This window comes from Methanosarcina sp. (assembly GCF_049706645.1).
Taxonomy (GTDB): domain Archaea; phylum Halobacteriota; class Methanosarcinia; order Methanosarcinales; family Methanosarcinaceae; genus Methanosarcina.
This window is the reverse complement of sequence record NZ_JBNAKP010000014.1, coordinates 138803-158297: the sequence shown is the minus strand read 5'-3', so window position 1 is coordinate 158297 and position 19495 is coordinate 138803. Positions and strand designations below refer to the sequence as shown.

Annotated in this window: 17 protein-coding genes; 11 read left to right on the top strand and 6 right to left on the bottom strand. The window is 41.3% G+C overall.

All coding sequences use genetic code 11. The features are described from left to right. The 4 genes from gyrB to ACPK8D_RS05810 form a co-directional block, all read right to left on the bottom strand. On the bottom strand, window positions 1-1905 hold the full coding sequence (gene gyrB, locus ACPK8D_RS05825) for a DNA topoisomerase (ATP-hydrolyzing) subunit B (RefSeq protein ID WP_424716899.1): 1905 nt from the start codon (window positions 1903-1905) through the stop codon (window positions 1-3). A 1030-nt stretch (window positions 1906-2935) separates the two neighbouring features. Then, on the bottom strand, window positions 2936-4045 hold the full coding sequence (locus tag ACPK8D_RS05820; protein WP_424716898.1) for a DNA topoisomerase IV subunit A: 1110 nt from the start codon (window positions 4043-4045) through the stop codon (window positions 2936-2938). A gap of 1 nt (window position 4046) precedes the next feature. Then, window positions 4047-5912 carry a DNA topoisomerase VI subunit B gene (locus tag ACPK8D_RS05815; protein ID WP_424716897.1) on the bottom strand — a complete coding sequence of 622 codons (1866 nt, stop codon included), beginning with the start codon at window positions 5910-5912 and terminating at the stop codon, window positions 4047-4049. A gap of 409 nt (window positions 5913-6321) precedes the next feature. Next, the gene (locus ACPK8D_RS05810) at window positions 6322-6552 is read right to left on the bottom strand and encodes an Lrp/AsnC ligand binding domain-containing protein (RefSeq protein ID WP_424716896.1); all 231 of its coding nucleotides are present in this window, start codon (window positions 6550-6552) and stop codon (window positions 6322-6324) included. Window positions 6553-6968: 416 nt separating this feature from the next. Between ACPK8D_RS05810 and ACPK8D_RS05805 the strand changes: the two genes are divergently transcribed. Next, window positions 6969-7142 carry a hypothetical protein gene (locus tag ACPK8D_RS05805; protein WP_424716895.1) on the top strand — a complete coding sequence of 58 codons (174 nt, stop codon included), beginning with the start codon at window positions 6969-6971 and terminating at the stop codon, window positions 7140-7142. A 72-nt stretch (window positions 7143-7214) separates the two neighbouring features. On the opposite strand, the gene ACPK8D_RS05800 is transcribed toward ACPK8D_RS05805, so the two are convergent. Further along, a complete protein-coding gene (locus ACPK8D_RS05800) occupies window positions 7215-7976 on the bottom strand; it encodes a hypothetical protein (protein WP_424716894.1) in 762 nt (253 codons plus the stop codon). 345 nt (window positions 7977-8321) lie between these two features. On the opposite strand from ACPK8D_RS05800, the gene ACPK8D_RS05795 reads away from it, so the two are divergent. After that, entirely contained in the window at window positions 8322-9440 is a 1119-nt protein-coding gene (locus tag ACPK8D_RS05795) for a pentapeptide repeat-containing protein (RefSeq protein WP_424716893.1), read from the top strand. Window positions 9441-9642: 202 nt separating this feature from the next. On the opposite strand, the gene ACPK8D_RS05790 is transcribed toward ACPK8D_RS05795, so the two are convergent. Beyond that, complete coding sequence (locus ACPK8D_RS05790) at window positions 9643-10956, bottom strand: hypothetical protein (RefSeq protein ID WP_424716892.1); 1314 nt, start codon at window positions 10954-10956, stop codon at window positions 9643-9645. A gap of 310 nt (window positions 10957-11266) precedes the next feature. Between ACPK8D_RS05790 and ACPK8D_RS05785 the strand changes: the two genes are divergently transcribed. The 9 genes from ACPK8D_RS05785 (at window position 11267) to ACPK8D_RS05745 (ending at window position 19392) form a co-directional block, all read left to right on the top strand. Continuing rightward, a complete protein-coding gene (locus ACPK8D_RS05785; protein ID WP_424716891.1) occupies window positions 11267-11893 on the top strand; it encodes a magnesium transporter in 627 nt (208 codons plus the stop codon). Beyond that, entirely contained in the window at window positions 11890-12468 is a 579-nt protein-coding gene (locus tag ACPK8D_RS05780; protein WP_424716916.1) for a magnesium transporter, read from the top strand. Before ACPK8D_RS05785 ends, ACPK8D_RS05780 begins: the two co-directional genes overlap by 4 nt. Before the next feature lie 151 nt (window positions 12469-12619). Next, window positions 12620-13819, top strand: coding sequence for a potassium channel family protein (locus ACPK8D_RS05775; RefSeq protein WP_424716890.1), 1200 nt, complete (start codon window positions 12620-12622; stop codon window positions 13817-13819). A gap of 254 nt (window positions 13820-14073) precedes the next feature. Beyond that, window positions 14074-14952, top strand: a complete 879-nt coding sequence (locus tag ACPK8D_RS05770) for a DUF362 domain-containing protein (RefSeq protein WP_424716889.1) — start codon at window positions 14074-14076, stop codon at window positions 14950-14952. A 404-nt stretch (window positions 14953-15356) separates the two neighbouring features. Further along, complete coding sequence (locus ACPK8D_RS05765; protein WP_424716888.1) at window positions 15357-15563, top strand: hypothetical protein; 207 nt, start codon at window positions 15357-15359, stop codon at window positions 15561-15563. A gap of 307 nt (window positions 15564-15870) precedes the next feature. Further along, window positions 15871-16455 (top strand): YbhB/YbcL family Raf kinase inhibitor-like protein, encoded by a 585-nt coding sequence (locus ACPK8D_RS05760; RefSeq protein WP_424716887.1) that lies wholly within the window; start codon window positions 15871-15873, stop codon window positions 16453-16455. Window positions 16456-16500: 45 nt separating this feature from the next. After that, complete coding sequence (gene msrA / locus ACPK8D_RS05755; protein WP_424716915.1) at window positions 16501-17022, top strand: peptide-methionine (S)-S-oxide reductase MsrA; 522 nt, start codon at window positions 16501-16503, stop codon at window positions 17020-17022. A 179-nt stretch (window positions 17023-17201) separates the two neighbouring features. Continuing rightward, window positions 17202-18179 (top strand): hypothetical protein, encoded by a 978-nt coding sequence (locus ACPK8D_RS05750; RefSeq protein WP_424716886.1) that lies wholly within the window; start codon window positions 17202-17204, stop codon window positions 18177-18179. Window positions 18180-18294: 115 nt separating this feature from the next. Next, complete coding sequence (locus ACPK8D_RS05745; RefSeq protein WP_424716885.1) at window positions 18295-19392, top strand: NADH:flavin oxidoreductase; 1098 nt, start codon at window positions 18295-18297, stop codon at window positions 19390-19392. The last annotated feature ends 103 nt before the right edge of the window (window positions 19393-19495 follow it).

Sequence of the window (19495 nt, the reverse complement as noted above, 5' to 3'; positions counted from 1 at the left end):
TCAGATGTCCAGATCCACAACCTCTTTTGCATGCGTTTCTATGAAGTTCCGACGTGGCTCCACTTCATCTCCCATGAGGATCCGGAAGATTTCATCAGCCCGGATAGCGTCATCCAGGGTTACCTGTAAAAGGGTTCGGCTCTCAGGATTCATTGTGGTTTCCCAGAGCTGTTCAGGATTCATTTCTCCAAGACCTTTATAGCGCTGGATAGCGAGCCCCTTTTCTCCAATTTCTTTCTGCTTTTCAGCCAGTTCCCTATCCGAGTACACGTAGTACTCTGCCTTTCCCTTCTTTATGCGGTAAAGAGGCGGCTGGGCTATGTACACATACCCGGCATCAATTAAAGGCCGCATGTAACGGAAGAACAGCGTAAGGAGAAGAGTTCTTATGTGCGCTCCGTCCACATCGGCATCGGTCATAATGATTACCTTGTGGTAGCGTGCGTTCTCCAGGTCGAAGTCCTCGCTGACACCCGTGCCTATGGCTGTAACAAGGGAAACAATCTCATTGTTTTTCAGGATCTTTGCAAGCCTGGCTTTTTCCACGTTCAGGATCTTTCCCCGCAGAGGAAGAATCGCCTGAAAACCTCTGTCTCTACCCTGCTTTGCCGAACCGCCTGCGGAATCTCCTTCCACAACGTAAATCTCGCAGGCTGCCGGGTTCTTTTCCGAACAGTCCGCAAGTTTTCCCGGAAGGGTGCTGACTTCAAGGGCGTTCTTTCTCCGGGTGAGTTCTCTTGCTTTTTTTGCAGCTTCCCTGGCTCTCTGGGCAAGGAGGGCTTTTTCAAGGATAACGTTTGCTACCTTGGGATTTTCCTCAAAGTATTCTGCAAGCCCGTCGGTTACAAGTGAGTCCACAATTCCTTTGACATCACTATTTCCAAGCCTTGTCTTGGTCTGCCCCTCAAACTGGGGTTCCATGAGTTTGACGCTTATGATTGCAGTCAGCCCTTCCCTTACGTCGTCGCCTGTGAGCTTTATGTCCTCTTTTGAGAGCTTGTTAGCTTTGATATAGTCGTTTGCAACCCGTGTCAGGGCGGTCTTGAAACCGATAATGTGGGTTCCGCCTTCGTGAGTATTGATATTGTTTGCAAAAGAGTACACATTCTCTGCATAGCTATTCGTGTACTGCATTGCAATTTCGACTACCATGTCGTCCCTTTGCCTCTCGAAATAAATCGGCTTTTCGTGGAGAGGCTGCTTTTTCTTGTTCAGGTACTCAACGAATTCGACTATTCCGCCACTGTAAGTGAAAATCTCGGCCTGCCCGTCGGGGGTTCTTAAGTCCTTGAGGCTGATAGTAAGGCCCCGGTTCAGGAATGCGAGTTCTTTTAATCTGTTTGAGAGGATATCGTAATCGAAATCCATTGTCTCAAAAATTTTTGCATCCGGCTTAAAAGTTGTTTTTGTGCCTGTAGCCTCAGATATTCCGATTTCCTGGACATCAGCCTCAGGCTTTCCACGGGTGTAGCGCTGGAGATACTTTTTGCCCTCTCTTGACACCTCTACTTCGAGCCATTCCGAAAGTGCATTTACGACCGAAACCCCTACCCCATGCAGCCCCCCTGAGACTTTGTAGGTGTTTTTGTCGAATTTCCCTCCTGCATGCAGAACCGTCATCACGACTTCAAGGGCTGATTTTTTGTGAAATGGATGGGGATCGATAGGGATACCTCTCCCATTGTCCAGGACTGTCACACTCCCGTCCGGGTTGATCGTGACATCTACCCTGGTACAGAAACCTGCAAGGGCTTCATCAATACTGTTGTCTACTACCTCATAGACTAGGTGGTGGAGCCCGCGGCTATCCGTGCTCCCTATGTACATGCTGGGACGTTTCCGGACAGCTTCCAGGCCTTCCAGCACCTGGATGCGCGAAGCATCGTAAACCTGTTTATCACTCATCTTGGGTTATTCTCCGTAAAAATCTAATAAAGTTATTTAAACCATACAACATTCTGATCTTTTTTTAAAATTCGCGGGAAAACTTTTGTCAAAATAGGACTTTAGAAATCGTATCAAGTCTGTAAGCCTTCAATTTTTATTGAACAATTTTTATATTTAATCTTTATCTTTTCTACCACGAACCAAATTCAATATGCGCTCATACATTTTAAGCCTTTAGATTCCCTGAAAATTATACAAGATTTCTCGGTATCAATCCTCTCAAAACAAGGGGTTTTTAGCATAATTTTGCGCCCAAATATGCGCTTTTCATATTAATTTTTTAGTACGTCTTTAGTTTAAATAAATATTTTATGTTTCGCTCGGAAAAATTCGTCTCTCATAAGGATCAGGACAGGAGTCGCGGCATTTAGACGGATTTACAGCAGACCTTTACATCCTCAGTTATACTTTATTTTTCGACAGCTCAAAAAGTAATTCCCGATAAAAAAATCATCTCGAATATACCCTGCTTATCACAATGAAATAATCAGACATCCTGCTGTACCAAACAGATATCCTGCTGTACCAAACAGATATCTTGCTGTACCAAATCCTATAAAGACTTGCTTGCAGTTTACTTTAAAGCCCGGTCTTATATGAATAATTTACAATGTAACTATATAAACTTAACCAGTTTCAGTTCAGACTCCAAAATCATAGAAAACAACCACATAAAAAACCGAATGGCACAGAAAAACCTGCTTTAAATCCCGTAACTGCCAAAAGCACGGAAAAAGGTATCCATCGTCGCCTTACTCGATATTCTTCCCAGCCCTCAACAACTCATAGAACTTTTCATAAACTTCCCGCCTGAGCAAATTGAAAACAATTTATCTCACCCACGAGTCGACCCTCCTGGCTCAGCTAAATATCTTCATTATAATTCTACCATCTTGAGCTCACTTCAGTATCTTTATTATAAATTAGCCCTCTTGAGCGAACGAAGTGAGCGAAAAGGGCCGCGTACTCCCGAGGCGCAATTCGGGCGTTACACCATACCCAGTTCTTTGAGCCTGTCGGGCAGGTATACCTCGGTTACAAAATCAAGGCCTTTTCCGGCAAATGCCTGCTGTTCGGCCTTTTTCCCTATATCGAGCTGGAGCTGGATTTGCTCTTTCCAGTAATCGGATTCGAAACGCGGGTCGGAAAGTTCGCTCCGTAGTGCATTTATATCCTGTTCTGTAAGCTTGTCAGTCGAGAGTTCGTACTCGACTATATCCGAGGGCTGGAGGCCGAGAAATTTGGCTGCGGGTGTTGCCATGAATTCCGAGAGATGAGCACTTTTTATGGCCCCGTAGGCAACCGAAGCATAGATCCTGTAAGACCAGGGGTCGCCGTCCGTAAAAACGGCTACAGGGATACCCAGTTCTTCATTCATACGTTTGATAATCCTGCGGGTTGACCGCGCAGGCTGGCCTTTAAGGTGGACAAGGATCGCATTGTGGGCTTCATCAAACCCATTTTCCATCAAACGTGCATACATACCGCCGGTTTCTATGGCAATGATCATGCTTGCATCATGGGCTTTGAATTCGATATTTTCCACATTGAAGGGGATCTGGTATCCTCCTTCTCCCACATCTTTCTGGCAGTGGATATTCCGTTCTCCCCGTTTTGTCTGTTCTGAAATTTCAACAGGGCCGAACATAGTAGCTCCGTCTTCTTCAGGACGCATATGGAAAAACTCCCTCTGAAGAGCCGTAAGGAGCTCAAGGTCTTCGATCAGGCGGTCGCTCTCAGCCTGTTCTTTGAATTTCGCAGCTTCCCAGCCTTCCGAGATGTAGTAAAGTTCTCGAAGCGTTGAGCCGCGATTATGGGCCAGGTGCTCGTTTATAAGGAAGTCTGTCGCATAAGTGGTCTTCAGGAGCTGGAATGCCCCTTTTACGGTCTTTGCACTCCTTTCGCTTTCCCTATCCCCGTAGACCCAGACATCGCTCTCATCGGAATATTCTATGTTTGCTTTTGTTCGGCTTGGAAGGCTGACGCTTGGAATAACCTCATTTTCGAACTGGTTGTAAATCTTCTCTGCAAGCTCAAGCAGCTTTTCCCTTGCCAGGGCGTCTCCCTGAATTGTTTTGCTATTTGTCTCTCTGGCCATTTTATGCCCCCTTAAAGGCTTTTGCCCCGGTTACAAGCTCTTCTTCAAGCCCTTCCACAATCAGGTCAGGAAACTTTCCGAGTGCTGTGTCGGTTGCGGATTCTATCCTGTAGCTGAGCACCTTTGAAGACCCGACTGTTGCGGAGATGTCCCATACATAATCGTAATCATTGCCCAGATTCACAACCTTTGGCTCGGGCTTTGCCCTGCTGATTGTCCAGGGCAGCATTTCATGAACCCTGAAAGCGTATGCCGAGGTTCCGAAATTCTTGACCTTTATTACAATATCCGCAGTCCCATCCTCATTTCTTTTCACTTTCCGGTGTACGAGCAGGTTTCCCATAATTTTTGCAACAACAGGGTTGATGTCAGGGACATCTTTCTCCAGAATATTTGCAACCTTTGCAGCCATTTTAGGGAGCACCTTTGTAATGATAATTTCTTTTTCCCGGCGCTTTTTGAGGTTGCTCTGCTTGCTCAGATAGTGCTTAAGCTTCCTTGCGACATCTTTGATTGCAAGGTCTACCTCGTCTTTGATTACGGGAATATCGGCAATCGCGTCCTTTGATTCCGAGGTAAAGGGCACGTTGATAGAAGCAACATGGATAAGGAGGATAGCCGGGCCTGAAGGAATTCCCCCACCTGGCTGGTTTAAGCCATACTGCTTCCATTTGATGTCTTCTACCGCATGTGTGGTCACGCAGCCTCCCTGCTGGTAAAGCAAAGGCACACGGTTAGCGAAACGCATTATGCTGATTTTGTCCTCTTTTGAGAGGTTTCCCCCGTAGGCAAGCCCGACTTCTACTACAAAGGGGTTTCCGGAATATACGGCAGGTTTTCGTGTGCTCGTGGCAATAAAATCCACGTTTGTTTCTTTCTCAAGCCCCCTGTAGATCAGCTCTTCCCCAATTGGGGAAAGGCAGTCTGTGGGAGGAGCCATGATCTTTACCTTTTCAAAAGCCTCGATTAGCTTTCTTGCTTCATGGCGGCCCAGGACTTTCGGGTCAATTTCGGGGTCAAGCCCCGCAGCTTTGCAGATTTCCTCGGCAGTTAACAGACCTATTTTGCAGAAAGAGTATCGGAGGAACGGGGCAAGTTTCTGGCGCTCGGTGTAATGGAGCATTTTCATAAGAGTGCCAAGTTCTATGCCTTCAGGATGGGGCAGGATTTCTTCGGCTGGCTCAGGTATTTTATCCGTAGCCCTTTCAAAGACCTCCTCATTGCCATCAGGATCTATGAGGGTAATTCTTGCATGGGGATTCACAATTGCTGTAGCTTTGAGGTACTCGTAAATGGATTGCCTTCTTCCTTTTACGTAGGCAGCCTTCATCTCCAGCTCGATCTGGGTCCCATGCGGGCGGAACCAGTCCTTGATCTCGTCTTTCAGGATATCGGGCTCATTCGTGCTGGTATTGATCATAAGCTCGTAATAATGGGCAGGGGTACTGGAGCCGGTTTTGGAGAGAATTTTTGTATGCCTGCCCGCAGTCATCTGGGCATAAAGTACGGCTGCGGAAATCCCTATTCCCTGCTGTCCCCGGCTTTGCTTGAGGGCATGGAATCTGGAACCATAGAGAAGCTTTGCAAAGACTTTCGGAATTTGCTCTTTTACAATTCCGGGCCCGTTATCTTCTACGATCACAGTTACATAATCCTGCCCGGTTCTTTCGATCTGGACAAGAATGTCAGGCAAAATACCTGCTTCTTCGCAGGCATCCAGGGCATTGTCAACAGCTTCTTTTACGGTTGTTATAAGGCTTCGAGGAGCCGAGTCAAAACCCAGGATCTGCCTGTTTTTTTCAAAAAATTCTGCGACACTTATTGATTTTTGGTTTTTGGCAAGTTCTTCTGCAATGGTGAATTCCATGAAATTTTACCTCAGGTTGAAAAATCAATGTAACTTTATATTATTTTACGGGTAATTAGAGCAAGAATTTTTGCTTTTTAAGTGGCAAGTTTTAGTCATTATATTTTCTTGGAACGTCCTTCAACGCATAAGAAACATTTCGCAGCTCGAAAATTAATTTTATAATACAGGAAAATCGTTTTACGATATAAAAAAATATCTTTATATCACAGCAAAAAAGTTAATAACAGGAAAATTTTCATTCTTACGTTTATTATTTCAAACGGAATCAATTAAAATCTTTAAACAGCTAATCTAGCGATTTCCGTGTTTCAAAAAGGTTAAGGTCTAAAGTCCGCGCCTGCTAAAACCATCAGGTCATTACATTTTTGTTTTATGATATAACTTTGTTAGTTTTGACTCTGCCAGTTTAAAGTTCTGCCCCGACAATTGTCCTGGTGGCTTTTACGGTTTCGCTTTGCCTGATCCTATCTACCACGTCATTGAGGTCATTCAGGTCTTCAACATCTATAATTATTACAAAATCATATTCCCCAAAGACATGATAAACGTCCTTAATCCCTTCGATATTCTTCATTTCCCTGTATGCTGCCTTTTCATAACCTGGCAGCACATTTATCATTGTGACTCCTATTACCATAATACCTATTATCAGGTAACGGCTACAAGTTATTTATTTTTATCCGATAATGGAAAAGATGGGCAAATTGATTGAGTTTCTTTCACTTTATAATTTATTTTTCCCCTCCTTTACAGTCGGGGACTCAGTTACTTTTAATAAACTGTATAGTTATTGTATGCCCAGATTATTCAATTTTTTTAATATGGATGTCAAAAAATGACATCTTATTGGAGTGGTTATAAAATGATGGAAGTAAGCACTAGCGCATCTTATGTAAAGAATCCAGAGATTTCAAATGATAAAGTGTATTTCATTGCTGTAGTTTCAAATGTTTCTCAACTTCTACAAATGTTATTACAGAAGTTAAATCAATTGTTAGAAATGAATACAACTCTTTAAGGAATAATAAGTTCGTTAACATTGACGTTGAAAATATGACCATAGCGGCAATGATGTTTGTCTCTGAGAGGACTAAAATTAACGTGAATATTCAGAAGATTGATGGGTTCATGAAAAAGATATTCCCTAACAGCAAAGACTATCAGATGAGTTCAATATCCATTCAAAAACAGTACAAACGGATTTCAGAGAAGTATAAAAGATGCTGACATTGAAGGATTGAAAGTCAGTAATAAAACTGTTAAAATTATGGGTATACAGTAAATTTCTATTTACTTCTGTTACTTTTTTAGATTTAATAACTCTTTTTTGTAATCTTCGATGTCTTTTGCTATTTTCTTCTTTAAGTCTACATAATATTTGCATTTGGTATTGTCTTGTATAATACCTGATTGGTCTTTTGGTGGACATTCACTGTAATGCTTGCAGTAGTCTAAATTCTGTGGACATTTATCATACTGGTAATGGCAACCGCTCTTGTAATCTTCGCATACCGTAAAGCCTTTGGGTTTATTGCTGTATTTGTCTTGACATGTGATTTCTTTTGTCTCTCTACAATTTGATTCTATATATGTCTCGTATGCTTTGTATGTTTCTTTATCTGCTAGGTAGCTGTATTTTCTAAGGTCTTTGAGCCCAATATAATTAGCTGGTGGCCATCCATTTATTGTTTGTTCACGATTTTTTTTCAATTTGCCGTTTATTATGTCTTCTGCTGGTATGTAGAAAAACTCAAGTCGTTTCTCAATGTCCCTTATTCTTTGTTCATCTTGAAGCTGTTTTTGTTGCTTTTCTGATTGTTTTAAGGCATCCTGTGCTGAAGATAAACTAAGTGCTGAGAAAATGATAAGACCTAAAGTAAGCATTGTGTTAACGAATATGCTTACAAAATCTGATGAATTTTGATTAACAAAAGAAGTCATATTTACGAGCGTACAGTTCTGATTTGAATCGTAGACAAAAGGAAGAAGAATAAAATAGGATAAAAGTATTGCAAGTACTACTATTACTACTGTAAGAAATAAAAATGCAACAAATGCCAAAAGAAAATGGTCATTTATCCTTTTTTTGAGATTTGAGATATTAATAGAAAATTTCAATAAAAATCCCTTGTTTTATCGAGTTATATTCTGACACTTAATTTCCAAGTTTGTTGCGTTAGAATTTAGATAGCTTGCTTATAAACCCAAGATTTCTTTCTTTTTTGTTTGGAATAAAGTCTCAGTTGAAGGATTGTTTAGTATTTTAAATAAATATTAATCTACCGTTTTTCATCTATTGGATAAATTTTGCTTCTATATCGTTATCCTTTGACTTAAATGGCAATGTTTATTTTAGTTCACTGTTGATTAAGCACAGATAAATTTTTGTGGCAAAGGACAGAGATTATGAAATTAAGTGAAGAGATGAAACAATTTTACAAAAATATCATCAAAGATTTAAATCTACTTTATGAAAAAATAAAACTGTACCCATTAATTAGCTTACTTTTCATAATCGCTGTACTCTTAATAATTTTACTTCCACACTGGCAAGTGTCTGGAATACACAATGTTACAGAAAAAGTCACTCAAGAAAATGAGTCACGTGCTACTCTAGCTCAAGTATTAGGTGGCGTTGCTATTGGGATTGGCCTTTACTATACATGGCGTAGAATTACCATTGCTGAAGAGAATCTAAAGGTTTCACAGGAAGGCCAGATTACTGAACGTTTTACTAGAGCAGTTGATCAGTTAGGAGCTATTGATCATTTAGGAAATCCAGCAATAGAGATTCGGTTAGGTGGAATATATGCTCTTGAAAGAATTGCAAATGAATCTGAAAAAGATTACTGGCCCATTATGGAAATTCTAACGGCTTATATTAGAAAGAATACAAGTGCTGGAATAGTTGAAAATAAAAAAGTTACGCACATAGCTACAGATATACAAACGAATGGAAATATTATGGATGAATTTTCAGAGCCAAAAGAGTTATCATTGGATATCCAAGCAATTCTTTCAGTTATCGGGAAACGTAGATATTCATTTAATAATGGAGAAGATAGTTGTTTAAATTTGGGCATGACTCACCTTGAATGGGCTGACCTTAATAGTTCTCATCTTGAAAATGCTGACCTTGGTGGTGCTTTTCTTAAATATGCTGACCTTGGTGGTGTTCACCTTGAATGGGCTAACCTTCCATATTCACATCTTGAATTCGCAGACATTCATCATGCTCATCTTGAAAATGCTGGCTTTGCCTTTGCCCACCTTGAATGGGCTGACCTTAATAGTTCTCATCTTGAAGAGGCTTACTTAAGAGGTGCTCATCTTAAAGGGGTTGACTTTTCTGATTCTCACCTTGAAGGGACAGATCTTCATGAAGCTGATTTAATAGGAGCCAAGAACTTAACAGTTGACCAGCTTTCCAAAGTGAAAACTCTTTACAATGCCAAATTAGATCTAGAGTTAGAAGAAGAATTAAGATCGAAAGGCTATTCCCACCTTTTAGATGATGAACCTTGATCATCTAGGTGTCACCAGTTAGGGCACCTAACAGGGATAACAACCCATGTAAGAACCTGACATCTCTATTTTTTATCTGAGGCATCAGAAATGAGAAATTTTGAGATTACCTATAGATCTTATCTATAAATATTTGGATCATAAATATAAGAAAATGAGTATAAGTAAAAATTGGTTTCTCCAAATCTACTGTAAGAGTCCTTTATAGCGGTAGAACTTCTACTTCTGGGCAATCACTTACATCTATAAAAGCTTTTCCTGTTGATGAGTAGTAGTTTCCGATACCTAAAGGAGTTCCATCCATCATCTTTGCACAAACAGATACATTAGGATTTGATATTCCAGATTCTTCTGCCAATGATTCAGATAATATCACTATATTGGCTATGTTATTATTAAGAACAGTTTTAGTTGGAGTTGTGTCTATATAATAATCAATTGATAACAGACTATTTGATGACGTGTTTGAGGGTGGAATAAAAATGACTTCTGCTTCCTTTGCATGATAAAGTTCTGTCATATATCTAACTAATTCTTCCTTTTTATTATCAGAAAAATGTATTGTTGTTTCAAATGAACTTGTATTCGCTGATGTAAGTTCTTGTGGTGTCTTTATAGTAATCCATGTTGGTCTAGTTTGTGCAATCTCAGATTTAGTTGACCCTCTTAATAATGCATTTTTATAGCTCCTAATCGCCACATCAATTTCATCTTTAGATGAGATTGACATTAGATTATAGTTACTCATGTCTGAAGCTATTTGCAACTTTTTGACTTGGACATTACAAAATAGAAGTAGTCTTAATTTGATCAGTAGATCAAGTTCTCTACTTCGTTTCCTTCCAAACTTTAGCCTTATGAACAAATTTTCATACTCAACAATTAGTTTAAAAACATACATATATGGTACTGAGATTATAGAACAAACTATGGGGAGTAAAAAAGCCTTTAAAGTACTTATGTTTCCAATTGAATGTATCTCATTAATGGTTCTGTATAAAGAATAAATCAATATAAAGAGCCCAAAGAAAGACATAATATTGCTTGTTAACTTTTCAGCAGGTTTATACTCCTTGTAGTGCCCGGAAAATGTATTTACTGCTACTATAAGTGTTATAATTGGAACTAAGAATAATTCAGCAATTAATGAAAAAGTAAAAGAACTGATAATAAATTCTACCAGCACGACTAATTTCAAATTATCCAGAACTATACTTTTCCAATAACCACTTTTTAATTTGTTTGTAGCAACAAAGACTCCAATCGGTAACCCAGAGAACATGAACCATATTATGATGTCTTTAAGGTTGTTTATATCCCACCATCCTAAGTAGTGCAGAATCAAATGGAAGTAAAACAAGTAAAGGAAAATATATAAAAGAATTTTTATATTTAACAAACTTTTTATAATGTTAAGGAAAGAATTTCTTACTTGTTTTCTGAACAAGGCATATGTAGTAATTAATGCAATCCAGATAATTATTGCTATTTCTCTATTTGTAAAAATGTCATCCATGTTTTAAAATTAACTTCCTTGTAATTTTATATAAAGATAACATTTTAACTATATATAGCTTTTTTAATATTGTTATATTGAGGCGAAAAGGAACAAAAACTGAAGAAAACCTAAAGATGAACCTTGAATCATTTAGGTGTCACCAGTTAGGACAACTGGCAGGGATAATAACCCATGTTTGTTGAGTTCCTCGCATCTTTAAATTAATTTTACTACAGTCCAGAAAATTATCTGTGCAATAATTTTTATAAAGATTCCGTTTTCTGAAGTTAGCGATTATTTTAATATTATCAGTGTATAATACAAGCGCATGCCCTCAGAGTCGCACAGGGACGAAGATCTCTTCGAATCCCAGTATATTGATAAATACCTGAGCGAGTATGCGAGTGTTTCGTCAATAGTACGTGAGGCTCTGCCTTTTGAACTTATTGCTACTGTGGGGGGAGTGGTTGCAGGGATAATCTTTTCGGGAATGACAGCCGAACTTGAGATGATTCCGGGACTGCTCGTGATTTATCCCGGTGTGCTCGGGCTCAGGGGAAATATTTCGTCTACCCTCGGCTCAAGGCTTGGCAGTGCAATTCACCTTGGGCTAATTACGGATCTCGACAGGCATAATCCCGAACTCATGAATAACATCTCCGGCTCCCTGATCCTGAGTGTTATTGTCGCTGTAATACTCGGATTTCTCGGGCACTTCGTAACCCTCGCTCTGGGCTTCGAAAGTGCCGGTGCCTTCACGCTTATCCTTATCTGTGTAATCTCAGCGTTTACGTCCGGGGTAATTCTCTCTTTTGTTGCGGCTCTGCTGGCTATAGGAATGTTCAGATTCGGTTTTGATCCTGATAATGTTGTAACGCCCTCGATCGCAACCCTCGGGGATATCGTCTCCATGCTCATGCTTTTCTTCTCGGCAAAAATGGTGGTGATGTTCTGAGGAAAACAGGGCATCAGACCCCTTATTATACAGTCAACGGTATCATTCAGCGCGGGCTTCCGGTACTTTTGATCACATGTATTATGGGAATTCTTGTAGGGCAGATCCTGAACTCAAGAGAAGAAAGCCTTATATCCATGCCAGCGATACTGATTCTTATTCCTTCCCTTATCAAGATCGGAGGAGATACCGGCAGTATGCTTGGAGCCAGGCTCTCGTCGGCTTTCCATATGGGGCTCGGGGATAACCTCAGGAGTAACCCGGTAGTGCATAACAGCGTTATTGCGGCTTCAATTGTGGGGTTTGTTTCGTCAATTTCCGTCAGCATACTGGTCTTTCTGGCAAGCAATTTCCTGGGATTCGGGATGCCTTTTCTCACCCTTCTGGAAATTAGCCTCATAGCCGTCATCATAGAACTTTCTGTTGTATATTCTGCAACGGTTGCCATTGCTTTTGCTTCCCACCGGTTCGGGATCGACCCGGATGATACTGTCATACCTTTCATAGCAAGCCTTGGAGATCTGGTAGGAGTTACAGGAATTCTCATAGCCCTGCACCTGCTTAATATTCTATAAACAGTATTATAATTAAAAGCCAGTTGTACTATTATTTAATTTTATTATATTTGATCCAGGCTCTTAAGCGCCTGAATAATTCAAAAATTAATAATTACTATGAAGTATATACTCATACACACCAGCATAAGGTAGAGTTGATATAGAGACCATGTTCCCTAAAGAATTCAGATACAGTCCAAAGAACCTTAAGGATCTTTTGACTGAGATGAAGGACACTTCCGAACTCATGGTAGACCTTGCGTACTCTGCAATGATCTATGATGATGAGGACGTTGCAGAAGAGGTACTCAATCTTGAAGATAAGATGGATACCCTCGACTACCACATTAAGATGGCTGCGATGTTAAGCACACGCAGGGTTGACGAGGCCGAAGGACTCCTCGGAGTTTTACAGGTTGCTGCGTGTTCGGAAAATATTGCAAATGCCGCAGGTGATATTGCCAAAATAGTTCTCATGAATATGGGCATTCCGATGGAGCTGAAAGTTGCTCTCAGGGAAGCAGAGGAAACCGTAGTCAGGGCAACAATCGCTGCAGAATCTTTAATGGCAGGAAGTACTCTTGGTGATCTCGAACTTGATCTCGAGACAGGCATGTGGGTCATTGCTATCCGGAGAAATGAAGACTGGATTTATGACCCTGACAAAGAGACCCGCCTCCGCCAGGGAGATGTTTTGATTGCCAGAGGGCATGACGAAGGAGTCCACCTTTTCTTCGAGATGGCCACGACAAGAAAATTCATTCCAAGGGAAATCGAGCACAATAAGCTTTTAAAAGACCTTGAACACGCTGTGGATATTATCGTAGATATGAAGAATATGTCCGAACTGTCGGTAGGGCTTGCATATTCGGCTATTCTTTTTGACAACGAAGATATTGCATATGAAGTCAGCGCCCTTGAATCCGAAATGGATTCCATGAAATATGAACTTCAGCACTGGGTGCTTGAAACCGCAAAGCATGTCGAAGATGTAAACCTGCTCAGGGGAATTCTGCATCTTGCAAGTGCCTCTGAAGGTATTTCCGACGCGGCCTACGGAATTGCGGATACCGTGCTCAGGGATATAGAACTTCACCCTATTATCACCCTTGCAGTCAGGAATTCCGAAGAGGTTATCACCAGGCTCCAGGTCGAGAAATGTTCTCCTATAGTCGGAAAGACTTTCTTTGAATTGAAGCTTGAGACCGAAACCGGGCTGCATGTAATGGCAATCAAGAGAGCTGACCGCTGGGTCTATGCTCCAAAAGGCAATACGGTTGTCCAGGCAGGAGATATGCTTATTGCCCGGGGCTCAAGGATCGGGGAAGGGGCGCTTATAGAAATGTGTGAGTGCAAACTGAACCAGTAATCTCCATAGCTGACAACTTTTTGTAACAAACCCGTTCCGGCAGGTTGGTGCGGGCCTATTTACTGAAAGAAAAATCCGCAATCACAGTTTGCAGGCCAAAACTGCTTTGACGGGTAATGCTGCTTATTTATAGGAAATATACTCCGGAATACTCCGAAATGACAGGTTCCGGTCAGCTTATACTTTTTTGAAAGCTCGCAATATTCCAGATTTTTATATATCTGGCTACATATTACTATGTGGGAGTTTTGAGTATGGTAGTTGTTGGGCTTTCAAGAAACAAAGATACTCTGGAATCCGTAAGAGCGGCAGTGGAACTTGCAGGAGGGCTTGGGATCAAAGAAGGGTCCACTGTACTGATCCGTCCGAATGCAAATACCGCAGACAGGCCCCCTGGCTCGACAAATCCCGAGGTACTGAAGGGAGCTATACGGGAAGCAAGAAAATGCAGCCCGGAAAAAATTATTGTGGCCGAAAAGTCAATGACTACGCTGGATACCGAGATGGTGCTCAGGAGGCTAGGGCTCTGGCAGGCGGCTGAGGCCGAAGGAGCGGATGAAATCCTTACCTTTGACCATATGAAGCGCTCTTATATGAAGCCTGATGGCGCTTTTTCCTGGCCTGAAGGGTTTTATGTTCCCGAGTTTCTGGCTTCGGTAGACTACGTGATTGCGCTTCCTGTAATTAAGACTCACTGGACTGCAACGTTTACTATGGGCTTGAAATCCCAGATCAGCATAACCGCAGACCGTGACAGGAGGCAGCTTCCTCATGGTCAGCACAGGGACGTGCTTTTCGGGAATATGATTGCCGAATCAAACCTTGTTTACAGGCCCGATTTCTATATCTCGGACGCTACGAAATGCTTTGTGACCGGCGGCCCTGACCTTGGTACCCTGAGAGAGCCTGGTATTGTACTGGCAAGCCCGGATGTAATTGCAAATGATGCTGTGGGTCTTGCCCTGTTGAAAACCCTCGGTACGGTTCCGAAAATCCAGGAACATTCGGTCTGGGCCCAGCCCCAGATCAAAAGAGCGGTGGAACTTGGGTTAGGGGTACATGGCAGGGAAGAAATAACCGTAAAAGGTTCAGGAATTGAGGAAATCGAAGAGATCCTTGCCAATCTTGCTTGACGGCATTTCGGAAAGCTATTAAGATCGGAAAACGCAAATTCAGGCATTAAAAAGCCTGAATTCCTGCGCCTCAAATTTAAAAACTTTTTGCTTCTTAAAATATAAGTTTTCAAAACAAACATTCTCAAAATAAAATACTCAAATAAAACCCTTCAAAATAAAGAATTCTTATACAAAAAGCCTCAAAATAAAAAGCTCTCCAATAGAAAATCCTCATATATATAAAGTTAACAGGTCTTCGCAGTTTTACAGCTATTTTACGGGAATTTAGGGCAATTTTATCTCATTCGGTTTTCAGATTTTTCCGCTTTTACTTCTCTTTTTTCAAGACTGTGAAAATATGCTCACATATCACCATAATTTATTTATTTTCGACTTCCCCATAGATTATGGGGGAATTTTGAATGAAATGTGAAGCTTGTGGAGCAGAAAGTGAAGATAAATACTGCATGGAATGCGGCAATGTTATGAATGAGGTCGTAAGAAGGGTAGGGGAAAAACGCTGGGCTGCAATTGATGACTGCTCGTTTATCTATCCGCTTGTCCAGCGTGTAGCCAGAGGAGAGGCTACGGTCAACGATATAATTCAGGCTCTTGAAGTGGAAGACTGATTCCTATTTTCTATCGGGATATCAGTTTACGGCTTCCTGAGACGGCTGTAAGGGCCTTTTCTTCTGATACTTCCTTCCGGCAGGTACGGTTAGCGAGGAGCTTGCCGGGTGCCTGCCGAATCTCTAGTTGGGAGTTTAACATGTCTGAGTTAAATCTTAAATCAAAACTCGAAGTGCATTCTAAGGCTCGGTTTTTTGGGATTAAATTTTAGCGCATGCTATGTACCCGTGCCTTAAGGTTATATCTCTTTAGCTTTAATATTACATTGTTAAGCAGTTTTCCTGCTGTCAGTAGCTGGTGCCATATATGAACAGAAAGGCCGGCACAGTTGTTCTGATATTCTTGCTTGCAGGAATGCTTTTGATTTCGGGATGTATTCAAAACGAAAAAACAGAGACACCTGTAAATACTAAATCTCCCGAAGCCGGCAAAGGGGATGAGAACATGGATATTCAGAATATAAAGGTTTCTAGCAGCGCATTTGCAGCTAACGGTAGTATTCCGGGAAAGTACACCTGTGACGGGGCGAATATAAATCCGCCTCTGGAATTCGAAGGAATTCCTGAAGAGGCAGAAAGTTTAGTGTTCATAGTAGACGACCCTGATGCTCCCATGAAAACTTTTACGCATTGGATTGTCTGGAATATAGAGCCTGTGGCGAAGATAGAAGAAGATACCATACCCGGAGTTGAGGGAGTAAACGATTTCAGGAAAATAGGGTATGGCGGGCCATGCCCCCCCTCGGGCACACACAGGTTTTTCTTCCGGGTCTATGCTCTGGACAGGCAGCTTGAGCTCAAAGCAGGGGCAGGGAGAAAAGATCTTGAAAATGAAATGATAGGGCATATTATTGCCGAAGGGGAATTGATGGGAAAATACAGCAAAAAATGATTTTTTCAAGGGGGCAAGAGAGTGGAAGAAAATCAAAAAGCTGAAATGAATCCGGATTTTTTCGAAAATCCCGGGAGCGACCTGGAAAAAGCAACCTTTGCTGCGGGTTGCTTCTGGGGTATTGAAGAGGCTTTCAGACAGGTCAAAGGTGTGGTTGCAACTGCCGTTGGCTACAGCGGCGGGCACTTTGAACGCCCTACCTATGAACAGGTCTGTACCCTTGACACCGGGCACGCCGAAGCAGTCAGAGTAATTTTCGACCCGAAAGTGGTGTCTTACGAGACCTTACTTGACATCTTCTGGAAAATCCATGATCCGACGACGAAAAACAGGCAGGGCCCCGATGTCGGAAAACAATACCGATCAGTCATATTTTACCATAACGAGGAGCAAAAAGCTGCTGCCCTGGCCTTAAAAGAAAAGCTTGAAAAATCAGGGGCTTTTAAAAACCCGATAGTGACCGAGATTGTGCCCGTTTCGGAGTTCTATATGGCTGAGGAATATCACCAGCAGTATTTTGAAAAGAAAGGTTTTCTGCAGAATGTACTCCGAAGCCTGAAAAAATAAGTTATTAAAAAGATAAGTTATTAAAAAGTGAAGAGACTGATATCGCGCTTAAACTGGTGCTGCCTGTTACTTTGTAGTATATTTTTTACTTTTTTTCAACTTCTAAACTATATTAAGTAACTTTGATATATGACCTACTAAATATAGATACCTAACCTTTTAATTTTTGGACCAATGTTATGCGTTTTAATATTCTAGCCGTTGCAATGTTAATTTTGCTGGGAATTATGGTTTTTTCAGCCGGTTCTGATTCCAATACTGATAGTATACCGGCTGAAAAAAATACAATTCATAGAATAGAGGTTAATAACAGCAGTTTTCCTGAAGTTTCAGAAGATTGGAATGGTTTTGAAACAGTCGTTGTAAACGACAGTAAATTCAGGAAAGCCACAGATAATGAAAGTGCAGCAAAAAGTGTGTCAGAAGCTGGTGAAAATAATATATTTGAAGAAATAAAACTTGATGACAGCTCCATTAAAGCTCCTGAATCATGTGATCACTTTGAAATTGTAGTGGTGAATCCTGCAAAATTCAAAGAATTAGCCTCGAACGGAACTGTAAACCTGAGCCTCATGGGAGAAGATTATGAACTTAAACTCCAAGAAAGAGGGACTCGAAAGCTAAATGTAATTTCTTATTCAGGATACATTGTAGGAAAGCCACAAAGCAGTGTTTTTTTCACAGCAAAAAATGATTCAATCGAGGGTTGCATTAATGTGGATTTTTACACACTATCATATGGAATCGCTTCTACGGATGAGAAATATGATGGAAAAATTGTCCATCTTCTGTGGAGGTACTATAACGAAGGAGCGGAAGAAGAACTTAAGAAACGGTATTCGTTAGATCCATTGAGATTTTCCCTGAATAATAATGATAAAGAAACCCATGAAGCTTGTATTGAACTTCTCAACTTTTATAATCAAACAATGTTTAAGCAAACCTATACACTGAATTCTGGATATGGAATTTCCTCGCCAATGATAAATGCTGAACCGGGAATATATAGGTACGAGATTACTCTGGATAATGAATTTACATACGAACAGAAAGTAAGAGCAGACTATGCTGCTGAACTGGGTTCTTCAGAAAAACTATATATTTACATTACTGATGATCCGGATAACCCTATTATGTTTGGAATGGAAATTTCCTGATTGAATTCCTATTTCTTTCTTCTGCTATAGTTAAGAGAGCTTTATGCCTGACGCAAAACTTCTTTTATTCAGGATTCCGGGATAATTATTTACTCTCCTTTGTCCTATTTTTCTTATGATTTTTGACCCTATCACTGTCTGTAACCTGGAGCTCCAGAACCGTTTTGTAAGGTCCGCAACTCACGAATTTCTGGCAGAAGAAGACGGGACTCCCACTCCGCGGCTCGGAGACCTTTATGAAGAGCTTGCAAAAAACGAAGTCGGACTTATCATAACCGGCTATTCCTATGTTCTTCCGGGCGGGCAGAGCGATGTCTACCAGCAGGGCATCTATGATGATCGTTTTATTGAACCTTACTGCAGGATAACCGAAAGGGTGCACAGGTACGGAAGCAAAATAGTGCTCCAGATCGTACACGGAGGGCGGCAGGCAAGCCTTTCGGACGAATATCCCGTTCCTATGGCCCCTTCGGAAGTGAAAGACGGGCATTCGGCAGTTGTGTCTAGAGAAATGACCGAGCAGGAAATTCTGGAAGTGATCGAAGCTTTTACAAAAGCGGCTGTCAGGGCAAAAAAAGCAGGTTTTGACGGGGTGCAGCTCCACTGTGCCCACGGCTTCCTCTTAAGTAATTTCATCTCTCCCTATACCAACAGAAGGACCGACCGCTGGGGAGGCTCGGTGGAAAACCGGGCAAGAATAGTTCTGGAAATTGTCAGGCGCATAAAAGAGGAAACCGAAAATTCTTTTCCCGTGCTGGTCAAACTGAATTCGACCGATGGTTTCCAGCCTGGCTGTTCAAAGGCTGAACTGGGACTTGACATTTTCCAGGCTGTAGAAATTGCAAAGCTTCTGGAGAAAGCCGGAGTCTGTGCAATTGAGGTCAGCGGAGGAATAGGTGAGACAGGTGGGGTCACTATAAGGACCGCAATCAACGCTCCTGCCAAAGAAGCATATTTCAGGGATTGTTCTAAAACAATAAAAAGTGCAGTGAATATTCCAATCATTCTCGTAGGCGGCATCAGGTCGCTTCAGGTTATTAATTACCTGCTTGAAAACGGGTTTGCAGATCTGATTTCAATGAGCAGGGTATTTATCAGCGAACCTGACATTGTTTTGAAGTTCAAATCCGGAGAGGTTAAAAAGGCAAGGTGCGTATCCTGTAACCTCTGTTTTGATCCTGAGGGCATAAGTTGCAACTTTCAATTTGAGTAAAAGGTCAGATCTACTACCTTTTTTAATCTCTTCTCTATCTTTTTATGTGCTTTTCACTTACTTTTCATCTCTTATTTACTTGCTTATTATCTATTTTTACATG